21 protein-coding genes are annotated in these 25716 nt (G+C 43.9%); 5 read left to right on the top strand and 16 right to left on the bottom strand.

Going from position 1 to position 25716, the window contains the following annotated elements; all coding sequences use genetic code 11:
* Nucleotides 1-87: 87 nt before the first annotated feature.
* The 10 genes from WG905_RS01605 to glgX form a co-directional block, all read right to left on the bottom strand.
* Nucleotides 88-552 carry a VOC family protein gene (locus WG905_RS01605; protein WP_339589940.1) on the bottom strand — a complete coding sequence of 155 codons (465 nt, stop codon included), beginning with the start codon at nucleotides 550-552 and terminating at the stop codon, nucleotides 88-90.
* Nucleotides 553-625: 73 nt separating this feature from the next.
* Nucleotides 626-1102: a VOC family protein gene (locus tag WG905_RS01600; RefSeq protein WP_339589939.1), complete on the bottom strand. Its 477-nt coding sequence runs from the start codon at nucleotides 1100-1102 to the stop codon at nucleotides 626-628.
* A 222-nt stretch (nucleotides 1103-1324) separates the two neighbouring features.
* Nucleotides 1325-2443 (bottom strand): Gfo/Idh/MocA family protein, encoded by a 1119-nt coding sequence (locus WG905_RS01595; RefSeq protein WP_339589938.1) that lies wholly within the window; start codon nucleotides 2441-2443, stop codon nucleotides 1325-1327.
* Nucleotides 2444-2536: 93 nt separating this feature from the next.
* A complete protein-coding gene (locus tag WG905_RS01590; RefSeq protein ID WP_339589937.1) occupies nucleotides 2537-3826 on the bottom strand; it encodes a gluconate:H+ symporter in 1290 nt (429 codons plus the stop codon).
* A 3-nt stretch (nucleotides 3827-3829) separates the two neighbouring features.
* A complete protein-coding gene (locus WG905_RS01585; protein WP_339589936.1) occupies nucleotides 3830-5314 on the bottom strand; it encodes a gluconokinase in 1485 nt (494 codons plus the stop codon).
* Nucleotides 5315-5422: 108 nt separating this feature from the next.
* Nucleotides 5423-5587 (bottom strand): hypothetical protein, encoded by a 165-nt coding sequence (locus WG905_RS01580; protein ID WP_339589935.1) that lies wholly within the window; start codon nucleotides 5585-5587, stop codon nucleotides 5423-5425.
* 90 nt (nucleotides 5588-5677) lie between these two features.
* A complete protein-coding gene (locus tag WG905_RS01575) occupies nucleotides 5678-6658 on the bottom strand; it encodes a glycoside hydrolase family 43 protein (protein ID WP_339589934.1) in 981 nt (326 codons plus the stop codon).
* 77 nt (nucleotides 6659-6735) lie between these two features.
* The gene (gene treY / locus WG905_RS01570; RefSeq protein WP_339589933.1) at nucleotides 6736-10731 is read right to left on the bottom strand and encodes a malto-oligosyltrehalose synthase; all 3996 of its coding nucleotides are present in this window, start codon (nucleotides 10729-10731) and stop codon (nucleotides 6736-6738) included.
* A gap of 4 nt (nucleotides 10732-10735) precedes the next feature.
* A complete protein-coding gene (treZ, locus tag WG905_RS01565; RefSeq protein ID WP_339589932.1) occupies nucleotides 10736-12565 on the bottom strand; it encodes a malto-oligosyltrehalose trehalohydrolase in 1830 nt (609 codons plus the stop codon).
* Between the two features lie 3 nt (nucleotides 12566-12568).
* Nucleotides 12569-14689 (bottom strand): glycogen debranching protein GlgX, encoded by a 2121-nt coding sequence (gene glgX, locus WG905_RS01560; protein ID WP_339589931.1) that lies wholly within the window; start codon nucleotides 14687-14689, stop codon nucleotides 12569-12571.
* Nucleotides 14690-14825: 136 nt separating this feature from the next.
* On the opposite strand from glgX, the gene WG905_RS01555 reads away from it, so the two are divergent.
* The 5 genes from WG905_RS01555 to WG905_RS01535 all read left to right on the top strand — a co-directional run bounded on the left by WG905_RS01555 (nucleotide 14826) and on the right by WG905_RS01535 (nucleotide 19483).
* Complete coding sequence (locus tag WG905_RS01555) at nucleotides 14826-15671, top strand: 3-keto-disaccharide hydrolase (RefSeq protein WP_339589930.1); 846 nt, start codon at nucleotides 14826-14828, stop codon at nucleotides 15669-15671.
* A 100-nt stretch (nucleotides 15672-15771) separates the two neighbouring features.
* Entirely contained in the window at nucleotides 15772-16074 is a 303-nt protein-coding gene (locus tag WG905_RS01550) for an ArsR/SmtB family transcription factor (RefSeq protein ID WP_339589929.1), read from the top strand.
* A 12-nt stretch (nucleotides 16075-16086) separates the two neighbouring features.
* Complete coding sequence (locus WG905_RS01545; RefSeq protein WP_339589928.1) at nucleotides 16087-16545, top strand: DUF1569 domain-containing protein; 459 nt, start codon at nucleotides 16087-16089, stop codon at nucleotides 16543-16545.
* 17 nt (nucleotides 16546-16562) lie between these two features.
* Nucleotides 16563-18116: an MFS transporter gene (locus WG905_RS01540; RefSeq protein WP_339589927.1), complete on the top strand. Its 1554-nt coding sequence runs from the start codon at nucleotides 16563-16565 to the stop codon at nucleotides 18114-18116.
* Nucleotides 18117-18229: 113 nt separating this feature from the next.
* Nucleotides 18230-19483 carry a cystathionine gamma-synthase family protein gene (locus WG905_RS01535; RefSeq protein ID WP_339589926.1) on the top strand — a complete coding sequence of 418 codons (1254 nt, stop codon included), beginning with the start codon at nucleotides 18230-18232 and terminating at the stop codon, nucleotides 19481-19483.
* On the opposite strand, the gene WG905_RS01530 is transcribed toward WG905_RS01535, so the two are convergent.
* Genes WG905_RS01530 through nuoI form a run of 6 tightly spaced genes read right to left on the bottom strand, consistent with a single transcriptional unit; the run spans nucleotide 19466 to nucleotide 25697 of the window.
* Nucleotides 19466-20908: an NADH-quinone oxidoreductase subunit N gene (locus tag WG905_RS01530; RefSeq protein ID WP_339589925.1), complete on the bottom strand. Its 1443-nt coding sequence runs from the start codon at nucleotides 20906-20908 to the stop codon at nucleotides 19466-19468. The genes WG905_RS01535 and WG905_RS01530 overlap by 18 nt on opposite strands.
* A 7-nt stretch (nucleotides 20909-20915) precedes the next feature.
* Nucleotides 20916-22427, bottom strand: a complete 1512-nt coding sequence (nuoM, locus tag WG905_RS01525) for an NADH-quinone oxidoreductase subunit M (RefSeq protein ID WP_339589924.1) — start codon at nucleotides 22425-22427, stop codon at nucleotides 20916-20918.
* Nucleotides 22424-24313 (bottom strand): NADH-quinone oxidoreductase subunit L, encoded by a 1890-nt coding sequence (gene nuoL, locus WG905_RS01520; RefSeq protein ID WP_339589923.1) that lies wholly within the window; start codon nucleotides 24311-24313, stop codon nucleotides 22424-22426. Before nuoL ends, nuoM begins: the two co-directional genes overlap by 4 nt.
* Nucleotides 24314-24316: 3 nt before the next feature.
* Nucleotides 24317-24628 (bottom strand): NADH-quinone oxidoreductase subunit NuoK, encoded by a 312-nt coding sequence (gene nuoK / locus WG905_RS01515; RefSeq protein WP_339589922.1) that lies wholly within the window; start codon nucleotides 24626-24628, stop codon nucleotides 24317-24319.
* Complete coding sequence (nuoJ, locus tag WG905_RS01510; protein WP_339589921.1) at nucleotides 24625-25158, bottom strand: NADH-quinone oxidoreductase subunit J; 534 nt, start codon at nucleotides 25156-25158, stop codon at nucleotides 24625-24627. The genes nuoK and nuoJ overlap by 4 nt, the downstream gene beginning before the upstream one ends.
* A gap of 23 nt (nucleotides 25159-25181) precedes the next feature.
* Nucleotides 25182-25697: an NADH-quinone oxidoreductase subunit NuoI gene (gene nuoI / locus WG905_RS01505; protein WP_339589920.1), complete on the bottom strand. Its 516-nt coding sequence runs from the start codon at nucleotides 25695-25697 to the stop codon at nucleotides 25182-25184.
* Nucleotides 25698-25716: the final 19 nt, after the last annotated feature.

The raw sequence follows: 25716 nt of genomic DNA, 5'->3' as shown, positions 1-25716 counted from the left end.
TTCTGTTATTAAGATGCAATAACTACCGAAAAGGTTACACTAAATTTGAAAAAAATAACCAAGGCCTAAAGGGTGATGAGGAGAGGCTTAACGCGCATCATTGACTTCCAGCCAATGACCATCCGGATCTTTAAAATATACCTGTTTTACGCCATCGACCCTAACAGTCGGTGCTTTGGCGGTGCCCTCCCAATTGGAGTATTCCACTTTTTGCTGCTCTAATTTGCTAATGAAGTCTGTTATCGAAAGAACACTGAAACACAGGTGTGTATTTTTGTTATGTTCAATTTTTTGTTTTGCGCCCTGGATCAGGTGTAACTGACCGGCAGCACCTAATGAAAACCAAACATGCCTTCCATCTTTGAAGGGCTCTTCGATTTCCGGCAGATTCAACAGCCGCTGATAAAAATCAGTGCTCTTTTTTAAATCCGAAACATAGATAGCAATGTGGTTAAGCCTGGCCGTGGTGGTATTGGGAGTTGTTTGTGCCATTAGATTTTTTGAGGAAATTAAGCCCAGTGAGATAAATAAGATTAAAGTAACGGTTTTCATAATTTATTTGATTGCTTTATAGTTGAAGTTCAGCACCCCCACGTTGAAGGGGAGTGCTGAACATTTAATCCATTCAGGAAACTTCCTGGTAGGCATCCTCTAATTTTTTGATGTCAATTTTCACCATTTGCATCATCGCTTCCATTACCCTTTTTTGCTTTTCAGGATTTTTATCCTGCACCAGCTTTGTCAAAACTTCAGGGATAATCTGCCATACCACACCAAACTTATCCGTTAGCCAGCCGCATTGTATCGGCTTGCCACCCTCCGTCAATTTATCCCACAATTGGTCAACTTCCTCCTGGGTTTCACAATTCACATAAAGTGAAGTGGCCATAGAAAAGTTAAACTCCGGATTACCATTTAAGGCAATGAAAGTTTGCCCATCGAGATCAAAGGTCACGAGCATTACCGCTCCCACAGGCCCGGGTCCGGCTTCCCCATAGCGGGTAACGTTATTGATTTTTGAATTTTTGAATACAGAACAGTAGAAATTAGCGGCTTCCTCAGCCTGATCTTTAAACCATAGAAATGTGGTTATCTTTTGCATGATTTTCTTCCTCCTTTCAATTAGATCGTAATTTATTCAATTAAACTGTTGTTAATTTAGGTTGATACTAATGTAATGTTAATTAACAGTGAATCTACGGTGTATCTACCATGGATCTACGTTGTATCTACCTTTTGCCGGAAAAATGTAGACATACCCTAGCCTCACCGTTGATCGCATACAGACACAAGAGAAGGTGACTCTTTTCTGATGTGAATTTAATTAAACCCGCAACTTAGTTTTCTGACCGGTTTTTACGCTTTGATAAATGGCATCAATAATTTTTAAATCCCGAAGTCCTTCTTCGCCATCCACAGGAACAACGGGTTGTTTCCCTTCTAAAATAATACCTGCCATTTCATCCATTTGTACGGTTTGGTGGGTAACAACAGGCTGCGTTAACGGGCCTTTATGTGTACGGCCCTCTATCGGTCCATAACCAGTTGATGGCAGCATTTCTGCAAAACCTTTATCGCCGTTCAGAAAAAAACGGTCCAGGTTATTCATACCGTATGTGGATAAACAGGAAGCTACTGCGCCGCTGGGGAAACCGAGTTGAAACTGGATGGTTTCATCAACACCTTCTTTGAATTTAACGGGGTCCGTCTTGGTTTCCTGTGCGGTAACCCATACAGGTTCCTCTCCAACCATGTACCTCGCACCGTTAAGGGCATAAATACCAATGTCCATTAAAGCACCACCACCGGCAAGCTCTCTGTTTAACCGCCACTGCTTAGGGTCACCTGGTTTAAAACCACATAAGCCCTGGAAAAATTTGATCTTTCCAAAATCGCCGTTGTTTCGCATACCGATCACCTCCAGTGTTCTGGGTTCAAAATGCATGCGGTAACCCACCAGTAATTTTACCTTCGCCTGTTTGCAGGCATCAACCATCTCTTGCCCCTGTTTTGCATTTATCGCCATGGGTTTCTCACAAATCACATGTTTGCCCGCCTTTGCTGCACCAATTACATGATCACGGTGCAAGCCATTAGGGGTAATGACATAGACCACATCAATATCCGGGTTGTCTTTAATCTGGTGATAGTTTTCATAGTTATAACAGTTCTTTTCCGGAATACCATATTTTGCCTGCCAGGCTTTGATTTTTGATGGTGTACCACTGATCACCCCTACCAGTTTGGCATTCCGGCAAGCTTGCATTGCATCGGCAACCCTTGTGCCATAACCGCCTAAACCCATAATAGCTACCCGTAATACGGGCCCTTGTGGTGTTTGCTGAGGTGAAAAAGGTGGCCTGGCCCAGCCAGAAACCGACAGGAAAGGCAAACTGATTGCAGACACAATAAATTTCTGAAGAAAACCGCGACGAGAATCCATAGGTATTGAATTAAGTTAAATAGGTTATTGGCTAACAAACACCCTTTGCTTTCTGTTTTAATTTTTGACCATAGCAGGCTCTTTACTAAATACTTACATCAACTGACTAAGTAAAAGCACCCCTAACAGCCCTAAAATGGAAACAATGCTTTCCATAGCCGTCCAGGTTAAAAAAGTTTGTTTGAGGGTAAGGTTGAAATACTCTTTAAACATCCAGAAACCGGTATCATTGACGTGAGAAAACATGAGGCTACCGGCACCAACAGAGAGTACCATGAGTTCTGGTGAAACTCCTGGACCAATCAATGGAAGTACCATTCCTGAGGCCGTCAGGGCAGCCACCGTGGCAGAGCCCAAGGTTACCCTTAACAATGCGGTGAGCAGCCAGGCAAGAAATAAGGGCGACAATTGCACCGGTGCAGCCAGTGCGGCAACGGTGTTTCCCACACCGCTATCGACGAGTATTTGTTTAAAAGCACCACCAGCAGCGATGATCAAAATGATCATGGCGATGCTCTTTACCCCCTCGGTACAGGAATCCATGGCTTTTTGGATAGGCACATCCTGTACCATGATTGTCAGGATCACTGCAAGCAGCAGGGCCACCGTAGGGTCGGAAATAAAGATGAAAAATGTGTTAAGTGGTGAACCTGATAAAAAACTCACCCCAATTGTGCCCGCAGCAATAATCACAACAGGCAATAGGGCCACAAAAAAGCTTTTAAAACCTGAGGGTAAACCAGTTTCCTCCGCAAACAGCAGGGTATCGGCTTTTCCGGCATTCCCTTTCTTAATAATTAACCGCGGAAAAAAAATGCCGGCAACAATCGTAATGGGTACAGCCAAGAGCAATCCATAGAGCAAAGTTTTACCGATATCGGCTTGAAAAATAGCCGATAAAGCTACCGGACCGGGATGTGGCGGTAAAAAACCATGAGTAACCGACAGTGCAGCGGCCATCGGGATTCCAATATATAACTTTGGTAAGCCTGTAGCTGAGGAGATGGCAAAAACCAGGGGAATGAGCACCACAAATCCCGCATTGTAAAAAAGTGGGATCCCTACCAGCAAACCGGTCAGCAAAACCGCCCATTGAATATTTTTATAACCAAAGGTTACCATCAGGATGGAGACTATTTTCCGTGCAGCACCACTATCTTCAATCAGTTTGCCCATCATAGCGCCCAAAGCCAATACCATGACCATACCGCCCAACGTACTTCCAATACCGCTCGTTACCGAGGCAGTGACTTTCGCAACAGGCATCCCCAACAGCAAACCAGTAACAATTGCAACAATCAGTAAGGCAATCATCGGGCTCAGTTTCTTCAGGATCAGGATAAAGAGCAGGATGATGCCAAATAGAACGATAAGTAAGGACATAAATTAAAGGTTGAGCTGGTGTAACTGATGCATTGTTTCTTTTAAGTCTGCATAAAGCTTTTTAAAGATGTTGAAATTCTCTGAATAAAGAGCCGTATTTTGGACATTCGGCGTGATGATTTTCAAGTCTTTGAGATTGGCTTCCGGGTATTCCGGAAGGCGCCCTAAACTTTTCATGGCCATCAAAGCGGCGCCCACCGCAGAGGCATCGGCGGTCTGTACCAATACCAGGTTTTTACCGGTAACATCCGCCAGGATTTGCACCCAAACTTTCGATTTGGTAAACCCTCCGCTGATATAAATATGGGTAACCGGGGCAGCGTTCTCTTCAACGGCTTCCAGTACACTTTTCAGGGCATAACAAATGCCCTCGATTACAGCGCGTGAAAAATGACTGCGGTCATGCAGGAGTTTAATGCCAAAAAAGGTACCGGAGCTTTCACTATCCCATATGGGGGCACGTTCCCCAGTGAGGTAAGGGAGAAACAGCAAGCCATTACTCCCTGCAGGCGCCTCTTTTACCCGCTGAAAAAACTGCTTATAAACCTCATCAGTCGGTGTGGTGGCGTTCATATTCTTTAGCCACCATTGCAAGGCGAGTCCGCCGTTATTAATCGGCCCGCCGCAAATGAAAGTTTTCTCATCAAGGATATAGCTAAAGGTCATTGCTTTTTCATTTGGCAAAGGCTTGTTGCTGGCCATGCGGATGGCTCCGCTGGTACCAATGCTTAGCGCGGCCACTCCGGGCTGATAGGCCATGCTGCCCAGATTGGCTAAACAGCCATCACTGGCGCCAATAAAAAAAGGTGTACCCTTTTCCAGTAAATTAAGTTCAGGATGGCCCTTGAATTTCCTGCAATAGGCTGTTGGCACCGCTTGCGACAGTTGATGTTCTGAAATTCCGGTCAGTTCAATGGCTTCGGGATGCCAGGTGAGTAAATGGATATTGAATAAACCGGTGCAGGATGCAATTGAATAATCAATCTGGTATTCTTTAAAAAGTTTATACCAGATGTATTCCTTAATAGAAATATAATGTTTCGCCTGATTAAAAAGTCCGGGGGCATTTTCCCTGATCCAGATGAGCTTACATAAAGGAGACATGGCGTGCACAGGTGTCCCCGTAGCCTTATAAATGTTTAAGCCCACTGGGCTATTGCTTAACTCTTTCGCAATATCGGAAGCGCGGTTGTCAGCCCAGGTCATCATGGGGGCTAAAGGCCGGCAATGTTCATCCGTGGCAATAAGGCTGTGCATGGCACTGCTTAGGCTGATAGCAAGGGGTGGATAGCCGATTTTCTGAAGCAGATGCTGTAAGGTAAGGATAAACGCAGCCCATATATCGTCAGGATTTTGTTCATGAAATCCGGGTTGCGGTGAATTAAACGAATAATGTTGCTGTGAGACCTCGAATGATTTGCCCGCAAGGGTTATTGCTACTGCTTTTACGCTACCTGTACCTATGTCTATTCCGACAACATATTCCATAATTGAGATTTATGGAAACAAGATAGCATTTTAAGGAAAGAATTTGGGAAGAATTTATTCATCAATCCGGACCCTTGGCCCGGATTGATAGTTCAGTCAGCCTATCAATTACAATAACCTTAACCGATAGTTTCGACGCACCCCCTTTGTGGTCACTGGAGGCTTTTTTTGAGCATCTATTGTTAGATCACGAAGTGCATCCCTATCGGATGTTTCGGGTTGTAATTGCATTGATTTTTTAACTGTTTTGATTTTCTTTTCTTCTTTAGTCATAAGCAGGTTTTTGTTCTTTTAACAACCACCTAAAGTTAATGTTTTTAAAAAGTATAAAAAAATAATTTCTAACATCGTAAAAAATACCAACTATAACGGACTTGCTTTCACCCCTTCAAAAGTGATTTTGACAGGTTTTATATGACCATTTTCATCAAATTCCATTTTATCAATACAGGTAACCCTATGATTTCCATTGGTTTCACCCAAAGGCCTCCTGTGGTATACAATATGATACTCGTCCTTTTCAGGGTGTTTAATCACAGAATGGTGTCCCGCACCGGTAGCAACTTCTGGATCCTGCTTTAATATTTCCCCAATCCGCTTAAAAGGCCCCATGGGAGAATCTGCAATGGCATAGGCGACGGAGTAATTTGGGCCTGTCCAGCCACCTTCAGACCACATGAAATAGTACTTCCCCTTTCTGATAAACATATAAGGACCTTCCACATAACCTTCGGGCGTGATCGATTTGAAAATTTCTCCATTGGCATCAGGCACAAATCCAGTGAAGTCATCATTCAATTTGGCAATGTTACAATGCTTCCAGCCACCATAGATCAGGTAATATTGTCCATCTTTATCTTTGAAAACAAACTGGTCGATCGGCTGCGCACCGTGATGAAATTTATCGATTAAAGGTTTACCCAGGTGATCTTTAAAGGGGCCCTGCGGATTTTTTGAAACCCCTACACCAATCCCTCCATATTCCTGGTCGCTTTGAATGTCGTTAGCCCCGAAGAACAAATAATATTTGTTATCCTTTTTAGTAATGGAAGGCGCCCACATGGCCTTTTTAACCCATTTGAAATTACTGCTGTCGGCAATTCTATGATGTTTTTTCCAGGTAACGAGGTCTTTGGAAGAGAAGGCATCCATATGCACCTGATCCGTGTATTTGGCGGAGAAAGTAGGATAAATCCAGTAAGTCTTGTCAAACACGTGAGCTTCAGGGTCGGCATACCAACCGGGGAAAACAGGGTTTCCCGAAGTTTTAGCAGATTTAACCGTTTGTGCACCAGCAGTTAAGCAGGATAAACAAATAGCGGAAAGAAAAAAAAAACGTTTCATTTGGTCTTGGTTTTTGATTGATTTTAAGCTTTAATTGCTAAAATAGACGTTTTATTCACAAATTCATCATTGATCCTTTACCTCGCATACAACCTCACCATTTCATTCAACTTGTTTTTCAAATTTGCGGTAATGGCCAGCGAGCCGGGCTTTAATCGCCATAACCAGTTTTTGTTTACCGATGCCGGGGTATTCATTCTTGACTTGGCGCTTTTACCTAAAATATCCTGCATCGGTATCACGGCTATACGGGCAACAGTGGAATAAGCCAGCCTGATCATGACCTGATGGATGTTTTGTTTGCTCACCTTACATCCTGCATAATTACTGATTCTCTTTTTTTCAGCTTTGCTGATATCATTTTTATACCAGCCAAGGATGGTATTGTTATCATGGGTACCTGTGTATACTACCGCATTTTGGTTCGGGTAATTATGGGGTGCATGAATAGAATCTGCAGCATCAGCTCCAAAAGCGAACTGTAAAACTTTCATGCCCGGCAGTTTCAACGCATCGCGGAGTTGGTATACCGCAGCATCGATTTCCCCAAGATCTTCTGCCAGAAAAGGCAAATGTTTGAAATGCTTTTTTAAGACATCAAAAAATTCAATTCCCGGACCAGGCTTCCAATTGCCGATTTTAGCCGTTTCGCTTCCTGCAGGCACCTCCCAATAAGCAGAAAAAGCCCGAAAGTGGTCGAGCCTGATCAGGTCAAACAATTGCATGTTTTTACGCAAGCGCGCTACCCACCAGGCATAACCTTTCTGCGCCATTGCTTCCCAATTGTAAACAGGCATCCCCCAGAGTTGTCCGTCTTCATTGAAATAATCAGGAGGCACCCCCGCTATTCCCTGCGCCTGGCCATGTTCATCCATGTTAAACAATGCCGGCGATGCCCAAACATCAGCAGAATCCAATGCCGCATAAAAAGGAAGGTCACCAATCAGCAGAATGTTCCTGCTATTGGCATATTTCTTTAAGGAAGCCCATTGCTGATAAAATATAAACTGCTGCCATTTAATTTCCTCCAGCAAAGCCCCCTGATTGTTAACTATTGTTTTTAATGCTTCCAAATCCCTGTTTTTAAGTTCCGCTGGCCAGTCCTGCCAGGGCTTGTTACCACTACTTTCTTTCAGTGCCTGAAAGAGTGCATAATCATCAAGCCAGTACGCTTCCTGTTCACAGAAAGCTGCAAATTCAGCAATCATGCCCAGCTCCGCGGTTCTTTTCTTAAAGTTCTCATAGGCGAGGTGGAGCATGGCGTTTTTAAGCTTCTCCACCTTTTTGTATTTTACTGTATTGCTGGCTTTAACGGTATACTTTTCCAAACTTTCTGCTGAAAGTAATCCAGCCATGACAAGAAGTTCAGGACTGATGAATAAAGTGTTTCCAGCCATCACCGAAACCGCGCTGTATGGGGAATAAGCCTGCTCCTGATTAACCGGGTTGAGGGGTAGCAGCTGCCAGTATTTTTGCCCGGAGGTGACCAGGAAATCAATAAAATGCCTTGCCTCAGAGCCAAAATCACCGATACCACTAGCAGCGGGCAGTGAAAACACTGGCATCAACACGCCAGCCCCTCTCGGATGGAGTTCCTGTTTAAAATGAAGGATCGCCATTGGAAAGTTTCCTAAGATTTCCTTTACTTCCAGTTCCTGCCCTGAAATACCTTTTCTATTGCCCAGCTGTTCAGAAAAATGCTCGGGAATGCCATCCGGCATCACAAGGCTGGTATCTTCCCAAAATTCAGCATTTATACTTTGGGGATCTTCAACTACAGCAGCAAGGTTCAGTGGCATTACAAAAACGAGCCAATCGCTTTTGTAATGCCTGGCAAAAGAAAGAAGATGAGCAGCATGTTTTCCCTTTATAGTGATGGGCAGGTATTGCCCTTCCGAGAAAAGCAATGGGTACTGGTTTCTGATATTGAACAAATGATGCAATAGGAACATTTTTATTTTTCCATTTACGCCTTGCATCCACAGACTTTCCAGCGTAAAATGACCTTGCTTTATTTGATTTAAAAACTTTTCACGAAGTTCATAATCCACCGGCCTCCTGTTATCCGGATCCACCAGGCTCAAATCCCACAAGCCATCTCCCTGGTAAGTATCGGGCACCCCTGGACATCCAAATTTCAGCAGCAGGGCGGATAAAGAATTTAACCTGCCCCAGAGACATACCTTTTGGTGAAAATGCTTGAAACTTGTCCAAAATGGCCTTTCTTTATCCAATATACTACTGATGAAATCTTTGGTGTTTCGCTCATAATCGGCATCAGGTTCTTCCCAGCTGGAATTCCTTTTTGATTCCCGCAAAGCTTTTTCGAGGTACAGGTGTAGTCGCTCCAGGTAATGTTCTTCCTCCTCCTCCGGCTCAGGATAAGTAGCCACTAAACTCTGATAGATAAAGTATTCATCATTTGCATCCGGCATATCCTGCTGTTTAAGGCCTTGGTTTACTTCCTGCCAGCGCTTTACCTCCTCAAGCCACTCCTGCCTTAAATCTGTCAGTATCTGGAGCCTTGCCCGGGCATCCTCCCCTCTTTTGGTGTCATGTGTGCTCGTAGCGTTCATGGTCAAGGGCCATTGTTCCTGTCTTTTTAGAATGGCCTGATGAAAATCGGCAGCACTAATGCCAAAAACATCGGGAGAATCGCCCACTTCATTGCTACCTATAAATCGATTGTAAGTATACATCAGGGTGTCCTCTACCCCTTTCGCCATTAAAGGACCGGTAAACTGCATCAGGCGCTGATAGAACATGAGGATCCGCTGCTGGTATTCAGGAGGACTGTCTGATTTGTGAAGAAGGATGTCCTCGAGCACAATCAATGATGCTTGCTCCGTTTCATCATTTTTTAAGGCCTTAAAAATTAACCGAAGTGCATCCCGCTCCTGTTGGGGTAATGGGTATTGGTTTCCATAATACCTGTACACAGGGCAGTAGACCATGATTTGAGCAATCAGTTGTTTAAAATTCCGGGGGTTATTCCGTGCTTTTTCCTCATGGCCGATCAGGTCGAGCGACAGGAACAACTGGTACAGGTTTTCCAGTTCGCCTTTCATAAAGGTATGCAGGTAATCTTTCTTTTTTTTACGGATCTGTGTTTGTACAGAACTGGGATGTCCGAAATTCTTATAAAATTGGTCAAATTTCATTTCAGCCTTTTCATTAATGAAAACCTGATTCGCCAGTCCCAGGAAGTCATAACCTGTGGTGCCCTGCACTGGCCATGTGTTTGGCAGCTCTTCACCAGGTTCCAGAATTTTCTCTACTACGATGTAGGTCTCTACGCCGCAAAGCTGGCGCAGCTCCTGGAGATAAGCTGGCGGATCATATAAACCATCGACATGATCTATCCGCAAACCCTGGAAAACACCCTCATCAAGCAGTTCTTTGGTCAGCCGGTGATAGGCATCGAAGGTTTCTTTATCCTGTATATTCATACAGATCAAGCTGTTGACCGTAAAAAAGCGCCTGTAATTCATCTTTTCATGGCTTTCCTTGTAACAGCACAGCCGATAATACTGCTCATTAACGATACTTTTAAGCGGCTTCTTCAGATCTGTACCGACTTTTAAAGGCCAGTAACTCTCATGGTATTTCAAAAACCACGCTTCCTGATTTTCCACTAGTTCAAGGGTTCCATTCTCGATTTCTCTTTCCAGGTCGTCCCCTAAAAATGGAACCATCAACGGTTCAGCCGCCAGATCGGGAGACAGGATATCAAAATACTTACGGTAATCGGAGGCCTCACCTTTTTTTAAAACATCCATCAGCCAGGTATTCAGGTGATGGAAGCCCATGTGGTTGGGCACAATATCCTGTATCCATAACATGCCCAATGCCCGCAGGGCTGCAGCTAGTGCTCTCAACTCAGCCAAGGTGCCGATTTCAGGATTAATCTCATTGGGGTTTACCCCATCATAACCATGGGTGCTGCCCGGTACAGCCTCAAAAATGGGCGATGCATAGATCGTCTTTACCCCCAAGTCATGCAGGAATGGTAAAATAGCCTCTAAATCTTTAAAGGTAAAGGCTTTATTGAACTGTATCCGGTAGGTTGTCATTGGATTAACCATAAGTAGCTGCGTAAGCGATAAATGAAATTGGTTGCAGAAGTATCTCTTGTGATTCTTCTAAAATTGTCGGAGCAGCATGGGTTTGCTCCTCTTCTGAAAAGGCTGTATCTGCTATTTTACGAAATGCACGGATGCCAGGAGGTAGGGCAATGGATTGTTCCTGGGTTGAAAAGTTCATCAGGCATACCACCAGTTGATCGTTCCCTGTAAGGCCGCGTTCGATGAAAAGGCATCGCTGATCTTTAAAAAGATGTACTTTACAGGCAGAACGGTCGTTCCCGCACAAAGCCGGAAAGCTTTTGCGCAGCGAGATCATGTGCCTGTAAAACTGGAACAAAGCCTGGTGGTTTTCGGCCGACAAAAGTTCCCAGTTCAGTTTGGAGGCTAGAAAAGTCTCCTCCGACTGGGGGTCTGGCGCTTCACCCTGGGAATGCATGGCTGCAAATTCTTCTTTACGGCCCTTTCTTACCATCTCAATCAGCGCTGGGTCGGTGTGACTTACAAAATATAGAAAAGGATTGGTTTCACCGTATTCTTCGCCCATAAACAGAAGCGGCAAATAAGGTGCACATAATACGGCAGCAGCCATTACCTTTTGCATTTGAAAACCATACAGTGTGCTGCTTCGCTCCCCGGACATGCGGTTTCCAACCTGGTCATGATTTTGAGAAAACACAATGAACTGCTGCCCGGGATGATCCTTTGCTGCCCTGCCGAAGGTCTTTCTGCGTTCCACTGAGTAGTCTCCTGTATAAACATAGGCCGATGTGTAAGATTTCGCCAGGTGTTCGATGCCATTAAAATCCCTGTAGTAACCCATTCGTTTTTCTCCTGCAGTTACCCGCAGCGCATGGTGAAATTCATCTGCCCATTGGGCGTCCATACCTAAACCACAGGGAGATGAGGTGATATACTTAGGATCATTTAAATCTGACTCCACAATCAGGTAATGCGCCCTGCCAGTCAGTTTCATCAGCTCATCTGTCTGGAGACGGATCTTCTCTAATATATGCAGTGCACTAAAATCCTTAATCGCATGTACAGCATCAAGTCGCAGGGCATCGATATGAAAATCCCGAAACCACATGAGTGCATTTTCCACTATAAACTCTCTTACACCATCACAATCCTGATCATCGAAATTAACAGCATCGCCCCATGGGGTGCTGTATTTATCTGTAAAATAAGGGCCAAACTGAGCCAGGTAATTCCCCTCCGGACCTACATGGTTATAGACCACATCAAGAATCACCGCCAGTCCTTTCTGGTGACAAGCGCTGACCAGGTCCTGTAATGCTGTTGCTCCACCATAAGATTGCTGCACGGCAAAAGGAAATACACCGTCATAACCCCAGTTTCTTGATCCGGGGAAAGCAGCAACCGGCATCAGTTCGATAGCGGTAATACCCAGTGCGATTAAATGATCGAGCCGGGCTGTAATTCCCTGAAAATTACCTTCAGGGGAAAAAGTTCCGGTATGCAATTCATAAATGATATAATCATTTAAATCGATATTTTTCCAATGCCCGTCATTCCAATTATAATGTAAATCTATGGCCATAGCAGCCCCATGGACATCATCCGGTTGTGATAACGAAGCCGGATCAGCCAGTTCCTTTCGACCGTCAATCACAAACCAATATTTGTCGCCAGGCTTCACTTTGTCGGTTTGCAATAACCAGTAGCCGTAATCTTCCTGCAGCATGGCTATTGGTTCATAGGTGTTGGTTTTAATGGCGACAATCTTTGCGATGGGCGCCCATAACCTGATCAATGCCTGTTGCCCCTTGAAATTTAAGCCAATATTCCTGCTATGAACCATGGCTTACTGGCTTTTAGTAGTTAACAACATAATTGTTCTTCCTTCCACCCTGATTTGCTGCCCATGATTAAAGTTTAATGGTTTATTTTTGAGTTGTGGATCTGAGGTATCCAAAACTTTTGTCCACAGTTTTCCATACTTCAGTCCGGGGAGTTTAAATTTGATTTCACCATGGTAGGCATTGAAAATGATATAAAAGCTATTGTCTATGATGCGCCGGCCAATAGGATCCCGGCCCATAATGCCATGGCCGTTTAAATAAACACCAAGGGATTTCGCAAAATCTTCCTTCCAGTTGTGCGCGCTCATTTGTGTTCCATCAGGTTGAAACCACCCGATATCCTGCAGTCCTGTATCCCTCACCAGCTCACCATGAAACCAGGTGCGCCTGCAAAAAACAGGATGGGTTTTGCGGAGTTTAATCAGCCTCCTGCAAAATGTCAGAAGCTCTTGATCAGTTTCTTCCCAGTTGAGCCAGGAAATTTCATTGTCCTGGCAATAGGCATTGTTATTGCCACGCTGGGTACGGCCCATTTCATCGCCTGCCAAGAGCATCGGTACCCCTTGTGATAAAAATAAAGTGGTTAAAAAATTGCGTACCTGTCTCTCTCGCAACGCCAGGATTTCCGGATCATCCGTATCGCCTTCAACGCCGTAATTGCTGGACCGGTTGTGGTCCTCGCCATCCTGGTTATTTTCACCATTTTGCTCATTATGCTTTTCATTATAGGATACGAGATCGCGCAGGGTAAAACCATCATGAGCGGTAATGAAATTGATACTTGCCGTGGGGCGACGGTTATCATCCTGATATAAATCCGGACTGCCGGTAAAGCGTAAAGCAAATTCTTCCAGCATACTGTCCTCCCCCCGCCAGTAATCGCGGATGCAATCCCGGTATTTACCGTTCCACTCTGCCCAGCCGGGAGGAAAATTACCTACCTGGTAGCCGCCTTCCCCAACATCCCAGGGTTCAGCAATCAGCTTTACCTGCGACAACACCGGATCCTGGTGGATGATGCTAAAAAAAGCACCCAGCCTGTTCACTTCATTTAGTTCCCTGGCAAGGGCAGAAGCCAGGTCAAAACGAAAACCATCGACATGCATTTCCTGAACCCAGTAACGTAGACTGTCCATCATCAAACGCAATACACTTGGATAATAAGCATTTAAAGTATTTCCAGTACCTGTATAATCCATGTAATAGCGTTTGTCTTCCGTAAGGCGATAATATTCCAGGTTGTCTATACCTCTGAAAGAAAGTGTGGGGCCTAATTGATTCCCTTCAGCCGTATGGTTATAAACCACATCCAAAATCACTTCAATACCCGCCCGATGAAGTTCTTTCACCATGTCTTTAAATTCTTTTACCTGTCCTCCCATCACCCCGGAAGAAGAATATTTGGTGTCAGGCGCAAAAAAACCAATGGTATTATAGCCCCAGTAATTACTTAAATTACGCTCTGCCAGATGCCGGTCATTGATGAACTGGTGCACGGGCATCAGCTCAATAGCGGTGATACCTAAACTTTGCAGGTATTCAATCATTACCGGATGGCAGATGGCTGCATAAGTTCCACGAATATTTTCAGGGATATCGGGGTGTGCAATGGAAATTCCACGGACATGGGTCTCGTAAATGATACTTTGCAAATAACTGGTACCAGGAGGTTTTACCCCTTCCCAATCATAATCCTGATTAATGACCACACTTTTAGGTATAAACGGCGCATTGTCTGTTTCACTGAAACTGAGGTCATCTTCATCCATGTTATAACCGAACAGGGAATCATGCCATTCTACAGCACCGGAGATGGCTTTTGCATAAGGGTCAATCAGTAATTTATTAGGGTTATACCTTAAACCGTTATGAGGCTCAAAAGGGCCATAAACACGATATCCATAACATTGGCCTGGTTCAATACCAGGAAGATAAGCATGCCAGACATGGCTGGTCCGCTCAGAAAACTTTATTCTAACCTGTTCATGTACACAATCCTGATCAAATAAACAGAGCTCTACAGCAGTGGCATTCCCCGCAAACAAAGCAAAATTAACACCATTTCCGTCCCAGGTAGCTCCTAGCGGGTATGAGCTTCCGGGGTATACTTCTATTTCCAGCATCTATCTCCAGCATTTTTTAAAATAACCTTATAGTGCCGCGAAATGTTTGAAAAAAAATCAGGAGGTCATCTCTCCTTCATCGTAAAATATTCTAACTTTGAGATTCATATCTCACCTAAAACCAACACCATTCATCATGATTAAACCATCATCAGCTTACATCATATTGAAAAATAAAGCCTTTAAATATGTTGCAACATGCAGCTTATTACTGGCTGCTGGAATCATATATATGGGCTGTGCTCCAAAACCACACAAAGAAGAGTGGATACAACTATTTAATGGTAAAGACATTAAGAATTGGACGGCTAAAATTAACCACCATGATCCAGGCGTAAATTTCGGAAACACTTTCAGGGTGGAAGATGGTATAATTAAAGTGCGTTATGATCAGTATGGTGCTTTCAACGAGCAATATGGCCATTTATATTTCAACCAACCCTTTTCGCATTACAAGCTGAGGTTTCAATACCGCATTACAGGTGAATGGAAAAAAGATGCTCCTTCTTATACCATCAGGAATAGTGGAGTAATGTATCATTCTCAGGATCCAAGGACCATGCTCCGGGATCAGGACTGGCCAATTTCGGTAGAGTTTCAGTTACTGGCAGGTTTGGATGATGGTAAACCACGACCTACGGGAAACATGTGCTCCCCGGGTACAGATATTGTTTATAACGGACAGATTGACAAAAGACATTGTATAGATTCAAAATCTAAAACCTATAAGATTGAAGAATGGGTGAATGCGGAGTTAATTGTGCTTGGAGACTCCCTTGTTACCCACATCATTAATGGTGACACCGTTCTAAAATATTCAAAACCCCAGATAGGCGGCGGCGTGGTTAATAATTATGACAAAACCATTAAAATTGATAAAAAACCCTTAACAGAAGGGTTCATCGCATTGCAAAGTGAAGGACAACCAGTTGACTTCAGGAATATTGAACTACTTAATTTAGAAAATTCAAAAAGTAATTAAATAGCTTATTATTGAATAAATTAAATTACTACCAAACAACACTTGCTTAACTCAAAGTTTACGAGTATGTTTGAAACCATATAGTTACTTATTGGTGGAGATGAAAAAAGACATATTTAAAGCCATTGCCGATCCAACACGCAGGGCTATATTAATGATGCTTGCTAAGGAATGTTTAAACCTTAATGCGGTTGCCGGAAACTTTAACATCAGCAGGCCGGCTATATCAAAGCATATTAAAATATTAATTGAATGTGGGTTGGTAGAGGTGGAACAACAAGGAAGGGACCGCTATTGTAAAGCCCGGCCCGACAAACTGGATGAAGTTTTAGCATGGATTTCGGAATACAGGGTTTTCTCGGATGAGCAGTCGCATGGATTTTATTTTCAGCGAAAAGATTAATTACATTTGTCTATGGCGCTACCAAATATTTTTACCCGCACGGTTACAGAAGAAATCATCGATAGAATTAATCAGCTTAAACCTGATACCCTGTCTTTATGGGGAAAAATGAATGTGGCCCAAATGTTGGCACATTGCAATGTGACTTACGAAATGGTGTATGATGATAAGCATCAACGACCAAATGCTTTCATTCGGTTTATTTTAAAATCACTGGTCAAAAACAAAGTAGTCAATGAGCTCCCTTATTCAAAAAATGGACAAACTGCCCCACAGTTTCTAATTAAGGATACCAAAAATTTTGATATAGAAAAGTCCCGCTTAATTGACTATATCAAAAAAACACAGGAATTTGGGGAAAGCCATTTCGAACAAAAAGAATCACACTCCTTTGGCAAATTAACTGCAACAGAGTGGAATAACATGTTTTACAAGCACCTTAACCATCATTTGTCCCAATTTGGAGTTTAAAGGCTAAATCATTCCCAATGGCAATGGCAACAGTTCCACTTAACAGTTCTGCCGGCAAATGGATAATGACTTCCTGCATCATGGCTTCTGCCATGGCTTTTATTGATGGTACTGCACTGAATGTGGTGCTGCCAGCACTGCAAAAAAGCCTCCATGCAACCGGCACCGACTTATTTTGGATCTTGAACGCCTACCTGCTGATGCTGGCCTCGTTGATCCTGATTGGTGGATCAATGGGCGACAGGCTGGGTCGGAAAAAGGTATTTATGATTGGCATTTTTATTTTCATTACAGGTTCGGCTGCCTGTGGTTTCGCTATAAATGTCGCCTTACTGATCCTATTCAGAATTATTCAGGGTATTGGCAGTGCCTTGATGATTCCAGGGAGTTTATCATTAATCTCTTCTTCCATCAATGAGGATGAAAGAGGTAGAGCGATTGGCACCTGGTCGGCAGTAACGACTTGTGTCACCCTCGGCGGACCCATATTAGGTGGTGCTTTAGCTGATGCAGGTCTATGGCGGTATACTTTCTTTATCAACATTCCCATCGGATTACTTGCACTTTTAATTTTATGGAGGCAAGTGAAGGAAAGTAAGGATGAGGAAAATATTCATCGCTTAGATTTTCCAGGTGCATTTGCCATCACTTTTGGTTTAGCGCTACTTACCTATGGTTTTCTGCGTATTCCGGTGTCAGGTTTCTATCATTGGCAGGTTTATGTTTCCCTTATTGTCGGGCTGTTGCTACTGATCATTTTCGTGATCATAGAAAACAAAAGCAAACATCCCATGATGCCCTTGACCTTGTTCAGAATTTCAGCTTTTACCGGAACAAACCTCCTTACTTTCTTTTTATATGCCGGACTTGCAGCGGCCATGCTATTCCTTTCGCTTAACCTGGTACAGATTCAAGGCTACAGCCAGTTACAATCGGGACTTACTTTTTTACCTTTCTCCTTGTTGATGATTTCTTTAGCACGTTATGCAGGCAGCCTGGCAGACCGCCATGGGCCAAGAATGTTGTTGATCGTTGGCCCTGCCCTTGCCGGCCTCGGCTTCCTGATCTTGTCCTTTACCGGGCAAACCAATGGCCCTGAAGATTACTGGAGATCATTTTTTCCCGGTATGGTCGTGTTAGGATTGGGGATGTCTTTAACGGTTGCCCCATTAACCGCTACAGTGATGGCTTCCGTGAGTGACCAGTTTTCGGGTACAGCTTCAGGTGTCAACAATGCCGTGTCACGGATTGCAGGCGTTTTTGCCAATGCGATATTTGGTGCGCTGGCTTTTCTATTTTTTTCGGGAGCCTTACAAGCTGACCTTAAAACGATTCCAATAACTGTTGAAGATAAGCAGGAAGTAATGGCACAAGTGGTCAACCTTGGCAATGCCAGGCCGCCAGCCAGCATTAACCCCGCGTTGGAAATTCCGGTTGAAAACTTCTATCGTGAGGGTTTTATTGATGCATATTCCCGGATCATGAAGATTTCTGCCATCCTGGCCATTTTCGCCGCACTGATGGCGCTGCTATTCATTAAGAATAACAAGATCACAGCCTCCCCCGGCTGATGCGCTTTAGGGGTACAGATGTTATATCAAAGCAATAATTTTTACAACACTCCCATAATTTTGTTCCAATTTTCAATAATAATAAGCACTTTTAACGAATTATATATTGAACAATGAAAGAGAACAAAGGATTTACCACTACCATACTTCATTCAGACCGTCTGCTCAAACCAGAATTTGGTGCTTTACACCAACCCGTTCACACTTCTGTTACCTGGGGCTTTGATGATGTACAAGGATTGGTAAACGTATTTCAAAATAAGGAGAAAGGCTATGCCTATTCCAGGCAGGGAAACCCTACCACTACTGCCCTGGAACATAAGGTTACGCAAATGGAGCAAGGTAAGGCCACTGTTACTTTTTCAACAGGAATGGCGGCCATTACGGCAACGATCCAGGCATTGATTAAATCTGGTGACCACATCATTGCCAGTTCATTCCTTTTTGGTAATTCGAGAAGCATTATGCAAACCTTTGAAGACCTGGGTTTGTCCTTTTCTTTCGTAGATGCCACAAATGTTGATAATATCGCAGCTGCCTACCAGGAAAACACCAGAATGGTGTTTGTGGAAACAATTGCTAATCCTGCAACGCAAATTGCAGATTTAGCAGCTATAGGTGATTTTTGCACCGCTAAAGGACTGGTATATGTTGTCGATAATACGATGACCTCCCCTTACTTATTTTGCCCCGTTACGGTGCAAGCCAGCCTTGTCATCAATTCATTAACAAAATATATTGGCGGACATGGTGATGCACTCGGTGGAAGTGTAACAGATACGGGAAAATTTGACTGGACTGCCTATCCTAACATTGCACCGGTATTACGTGAACAGATCAAGCCAGAGATGCTGGGTATCACTCAAATTAGAAAAAGAGGCTTACGCGACGGTGGCGGAACATTATCACCGGAAGCTGCTCATACGATTTCCGTGGGTGCAGAAACCCTTGCTTTAAGGCTAAGCAGAGCTTGCCATAACGCAAATACCCTGGCCCACTTCCTCGAAAAACATGAACTGGTGAGCAAAGTTTATTATCCCGGTTTAGCAGACCATCCGCAACACCAGATGGCTACAGACCTTTTTAAACATTATGGCGGATTAATGAGCTTTTCATTAAAGGATGGCATTGATTGTTTTGCGTTCCTGAACCGCTTAAAACTAGTTGTTAAATCAAGTAATTTAGGTGACACCAGAACACTTGCCATCCCTGTGGCACATACCATCTTCTTTGAACTTGGTGCAGAACGCAGGGCTGAAATGGGCATACCTGATTCCATGGTAAGATTATCCATCGGAATTGAAGATACAGAAGATTTAATGGAAGATTTCCGCCAGGCTTTAGCAGCATCAATTCGTGAGTTGTAAACTTTCTATCACATACATCAATCCGGAAGGATAAAGTCCTAACCAAACCATTAACAGGGTTAATCCGGATAAAACTAAAACGCTGACCACATAAAAAACGGGCAGCGTTTTTTTTTCTTTAATAAAGCTTTCCCCTTGACCGCGAAACATGGTGGTGATGATCCGCAGATAATAGTATAAACCAATTACACTACTGAGTACCAACACGACAACCGTCAGTAAAAAACCTCCCCCAAGTCCTGCCGCAAGAATGTAAAATTTCCCTATAAAACCAGCGGTAAGGGGTATGCCAGCAAGGGATAGCAAAGTAGCACTAAAAATGCAGGCCAATACCGGGTGTTTCCAGAACAACGCTTTAAAATCTTCAATCTCCTCTGTGTCTTTATCCTTCGTGGATAAAATAGTCAGGATACCAAAAGCAGTTAAAATATTGATGAAATAAGCTGCCAGATAAAAACTGACTGCATGCAGGCTCAACAAAGTACCCGGAATAAAAGCCACCAGCAAATAACCCAGGTGTGCAATAGAGGAATAAGCGAGAATACGTTTAACATTCTGCTGCTGCAAGGCGAGTAAATTGCCAACCACCATAGACGCTATTGCCGTAAACGTAAATATCAACATCACACTGGAGAACCGGAAACTATCAATCATCACAAAAAAGCGGAACAAAACAACCAGAACACCGGCTTTAGAGGCAGTGGCAATAAAGGCGGTGACCGGTGTAGGCGCCCCCTGGTAAACATCAGCTGCCCACATATGAAATGGGACCACTGCTAATTTAAACCCTAAGCCAACCAGCATCATCCCTAAACCAGCAAGAAAAATAGGTGTCAGAGAGTAAAGCTCGACGATATTTCTGGCGATTGTAGAAAACTCCATGCTTCCGGTATCAAGGTAAATCAAGGCCATTCCGAAAAGTAAAAAAGCAGAAGAGAAAGCAGCAAGAATAAGGTACTTTATTCCCGCTTCAATATTGTGATTTCTGTAACGCAGATAGGAGATCAAACCATATAAGCCAACAGTCAGGATTTCCAGTCCGAGAAACAAAGAAACAAAATGCTTGCTTACCGACAACACACAGGCACCAAGTGTACATAAAAACAGCAACACATAATACTCCTTGGGGCTTTCTTCCTTTTCTTCAAAATAGATGTAAGACAAGATATTAACCACAAAACTTGAAAAGATGATCAGCCCCATGATGAACAAGGAAAAACTGTCGATCACAAATAAAGGTTCAATGAAATAAGGAAGGTCCTGCTGAAGGAAGAACAGCGAAAAAAAGGAAATAGCAAATAGCAGCAGGCTGCTTAATTGGATAGCCCTGTGACTAAGTTTCAGGGTAATCAATAACATGACCAGCACGGAGGAAGCAGCTAACAATATCAATGGCGAAAAATGGAATAAATCAATACCTGACATAAGATCCTTATTTAACGTTCTTTACATTTTCATTTACAGTAGGAAATAACTTTTCTATGTTGTTGATTACAGGCCTTGCCGTGTTGATCACTGGTTGAGGGTACAAGCCCAGCCATACAATAGTGACGGTGAGTGCTGCCATGACCAATATTTCCCTTGATGAAAAATCAAAGAGCTGAACACCAGACCGCACCATTTTTCCTAAAAACACTTTCTGTAAAATGCGCAGGGCATAAATGGCAGAAAAGACAAGACCGAGGGTGGCAATAATGGTAAAAACAACACTTACCTGGAAAGCCCCTAATAAAATCAAAAACTCGGCGATGAAATTTCCTAATCCGGGCAGCCCTAAGGAAGCCATTGCAAAGATGATGGCTACAGCACCCATTTGAGGCATTTGTGTCCAAAGCCCTCCCATCTGGTTGATGTCACGGGTATGCAGCCTTTCCTTGATCATCCCGGCGATGATAAATAAGGCACCTGTACTGATGGCATGGGTAACCAGCTGCATCACTACCCCTTGTAAGGCTAATTCATTAAAAGCAAAAATCCCGAGCAATACAAAACCCATATGGCTCACACTGGTATAGGCCACCAACCTTTTGAGGTCTGTCTGCGCAAAGGCAAGAACAGCTCCGTAAATGATTCCAATTACCCCTAGCAGCATCGCCAGCGGACCTATCTCTCTTGCAACATCTGGAAATAAGGGAAGTACAAACCGTAAAAAGCCATAAGCACCAGTTTTCAACAGCAGGCCCGCCAGAATTAAACTTCCTGCAGTAGGCGCTTCACTATGCGCATCAGGCAACCAGGAATGTAAAGGGACAACCGGTAACTTCACGGCGAAGGCAAATATAAATCCCATCATCAGCCAAAAAGCAATAACAGGATTCAATTCCGTTCCCAGCAATTCAAAATAATTAAAAGTATAAATGCCCGTCTGATCGCCATGGATAAAATAGAGACCCAGGATCGATAAAAGCATCATTAATCCACTGGTTTGGGTGAAGATAAAAAACTTATATGCCGCGTACTCTCTGTTTTCACTGCCCCAGATGCCAATTAAGAAATACATGGGGATCAACATCACTTCCCAAAAAAAGTAAAACAGGAACAAGTCCATCGCCATAAATACACCTGCAACACCAGCCAAGAGCCAAAGCAAGTTGAAATAGTAAAAACTCACCCTTTCCTTAATCTCCTTCCAGGAACTCAATACGGCTAAAATACCCAGAAAAAAAGTGAGTACCAGCAGCAGCAGGCTTAGCCCATCAATAGCAACATGAAAACTTACACCAAAGGAAGGTATCCAATCCAGCTGATAGCCGGTAATCCAGCTGTCGGGAATATTGAAATCAATATTCTTATAATGGCCGATCCAGAAATTGATCAGGGTCATAAACCCGACGATCAGCGTGATCAGGGCTGTCCAGCGAGGCAGGTTTTCGTCGAAATAACCGAGGACCAGCGCCAGCAGGCCACCAACCATTAATAAACCGATGAGATAAACTAATATCATAATATGATTTCTATGCCGAGTATAATGATTGCTCCAATAACCAATCCCATCACGTACCACCTCAATGAGCCGGATTGTGTATAGGATAAAGACCTGTAAAGACGTACCGTAACTTGGGTAATGCCATGGTATAGATTGTCAACGATATCATTTTTGTTCACCTGCGAAATGTATACAAATGGCCTTACGATCAGGATCTGGTATAACTTATCAAAACCCCAGCCCGCATACCAAAGCCTGTGTAAATTCGCGAGTAAAGCGTTTTGTTTTAATTGTTCCAGACGATGCTGCTGTTTACTGTATAAAACGTAGGCCAGGTAAACGCCAGCAAAAGTGGCCACGAAGGCAAGGGCCTGGAATAGCCATTCTGCGGGAATACCGCCCTTCAACACCGTCGCCGGCAATACATTTTGCAGGGTATCAGAAAAAAGAGTGACGTGCCCGAAGTTATGAGGCAACTCCATAAAACCTGCAAAAACAGAGAAGAAAGCCAAAATGATCAATGGCACCGTCATGAGTCTGCCGGGATGATGCCCGACAGCAGTTTTAGATTCGCCCCAAAAGGTTAGGATTACCATTCTGGTGGTGTAAAGAGCCGTAATGAATGCGCCTATATAAGCAAGAAGCCAAAATACAGGACTGCCGTTTTCACTTGCCCATGCATACCAGAGGATCTGGTCTTTACTATAGAAGCCGGCGCTGATCAGCGGGAGCGCTGCCAGTGAAGCAGCGCCAATAAGGAAGGTCCAGAAAACAACGGGAAGTTTGTTCTTCAAACCGCCCATTTTAAACATATTGTGTTCATGGTGCAAGGCTTCGATCACCGCTCCTGCTGCCAGAAATAACAAGGCCTTAAAGAAAGCGTGGATCATGAAGTGAAAAATTGCTGCAGACCATGCACCAAGGCCCAGTGCCAGGAACATATACCCGATCTGGCTCATGGTAGAATAGGCCAGTACCCTTTTGATATCAAATTGCGTTAAGGCACTAAACCCTGCAATGAGTAAAGTTGCTGCACCGATAATGGCAACGACCAATTGGGCTACAGGCGAAAGCTGGAAAATCACATGCATCCTCGCAATCAGGTAAACCCCTGCAGTAACCATGGTAGCGGCATGAATTAAGGCGCTCACAGGAGATGGACCCGCCATAGCATCCGGAAGCCATGTTTGCAGGGGAAGTTGCGCTGATTTCCCTATGCCGCCCGCTAGCAATAATAAAGCGGTAACAGTGGCAATGGTAGCACCCTGTTGCCACAATACAGGCGCCGCAGCTAAAATTTCAGCTATAACAAGCGTTCCAAATTGATAAAAAAGAACGAATAAACCGATGGCCATTGCCGTATCCCCTATTCTGGTAATGATAAAAGCTTTGCGGGCAGCGTCACCATTGGCCGGACTCTCGTACCAAAATCCGATAAGGAGGTAACTACATAAACCTACGCCCTCCCAACCCAAATAAAGCAACAATAAATTATCCGCTAAAACCAGCAGCAACATGGAGAATACAAACAGGTTCATACAGGCAAAAAAGCGGGAATAGTCTTTATCATCCGCCATAAAACCCACCGAGTAAAGATGGATCAGGGCACCGATAAAAGTGATCACAAACACAAACACGAGGGAAAGTGCATCCAGGTACAAGGTAATTTCAGGATTGAAATCAGCTACCTGCATCCAGGTCCATAAGGTCTGCGAATAATATCCCCCCGGTGGTGGATTGGTTAAAAAGTTGATTCCGATGAGCGATAGCACAAGAGCCGACAAGCTTACGCTGCCCGTTCCGATCACCGACATCCAAAAACGGGACAAACCTTTGCCTATAAGGCATAGTATCAAAAAACCGGCTAAGGGCAATGCCGGAAGAAGCCATAACAGGTTTTCCATATATTATCCTTTCATCTCTTTCAACTTGTCGATATCCAGTGATTTATGCTGGTGGTAAATTTGCAGGATCAGTGCCAGTCCGACCGAAACTTCAGCTGCAGCCATGGCCAGAATAAATATGAACATCACTTGTCCGTCGGGTTCTCCCCAATGCGATCCTGCAGCAACAAAAGCTAAAGCCGCAGCATTGAGCATAATCTCTACCGACAACAGCATAAAGATGATATTCCTGCGGATAATGACACCGGCAATGCCCAGTACAAACAATACCCCCGCCATCAACATGACCATTTCTATTGATATGGAGGAATTCATACCACCTCCTCCTCTTCCTTTAAAAAGCGGTGAAGCACTAGCTTCTTATGTTGACCAATGTGCGCAGCGCCGACTACACCAGCCATTAAAAGCATAGCAGCAAGCTCAACACCAATGAGATAGGGCTTGAACAAAGAAATAGCCACCGCTTTCGGATCTACCGTTTGCAGGTTAAAAGCAGGTTGAGACACCACCGTAATCAGGTAAAAAACTTCTGCAAAAAGTATAACCGTTAAAATTGCCGGTCCAACCCACACCCTGGGCTTCAGCCAATCCTGCGCTCGTTTATCGGTATCCTTGCCGAGGTTCAGCAGCATGATCACAAAGATAAAAAGCACCATAATGGCACCTGCATAGATAATCACTTCCAATAAGGCCGCAAAGGCTGCACCAAGCAGGAAAAAGATCACGGAAAGGCCTAAAAATGAAATCACAAGGTACAGCAGTGCATGTACAGGATGACTCCTGGTAATGACCATAACGGTAGACAGGATGGTGACCAAAGCGGTGATATAAAATATTGCTTCCATATTTAAAATGTTGCTTTCCCTATTTATGGCAGTAAACTGTGTATATCAACCGGTGGATCCTCATTATCACCTTCCCCCTTACCCTTTACACCAACATCAAGTCCGGCAACTTTATAATAATTGTAACCGGGATATTTACCCTGACTGTCGATCAGCAGGTCCTCCTTTTCATATACCAGGTCCTGGCGATTAAATTCAGCCATCTCAAAGTCTGGAATGAGCTGGATAGCGTAGGTCGGACAAGCCTCTTCGCAATAACCACAAAAGATGCACCTGGAGAAATTGATCCGGAAAAACTCAGGGTACCTCCTCCCATTTTCATCTTCTGTGGCCTGTAAGGAAATACAATCCACCGGACAGGCGGCAGCACATAAATAACAGCCCACGCAGCGCTCCGCCATATCCGGATCGCGGGTCAAAACGATCCGTCCCCGCCACCGCGGGTGTAAAACTATTTTCTCCTCCGGATACTGGATGGTTTCCCGCTTTCTGAACATGTGCAAAAAGGTGAGTCCTATGGTTCTTAACAAACTGATCATGGTTTCCCTATTTAATAGT

This window comes from Pedobacter immunditicola (assembly GCF_037482985.1).
In the GTDB taxonomy this organism is placed as follows: domain Bacteria; phylum Bacteroidota; class Bacteroidia; order Sphingobacteriales; family Sphingobacteriaceae; genus Pedobacter; species Pedobacter immunditicola.
This window is presented reverse-complemented; position numbering and strand designations above follow the sequence as displayed.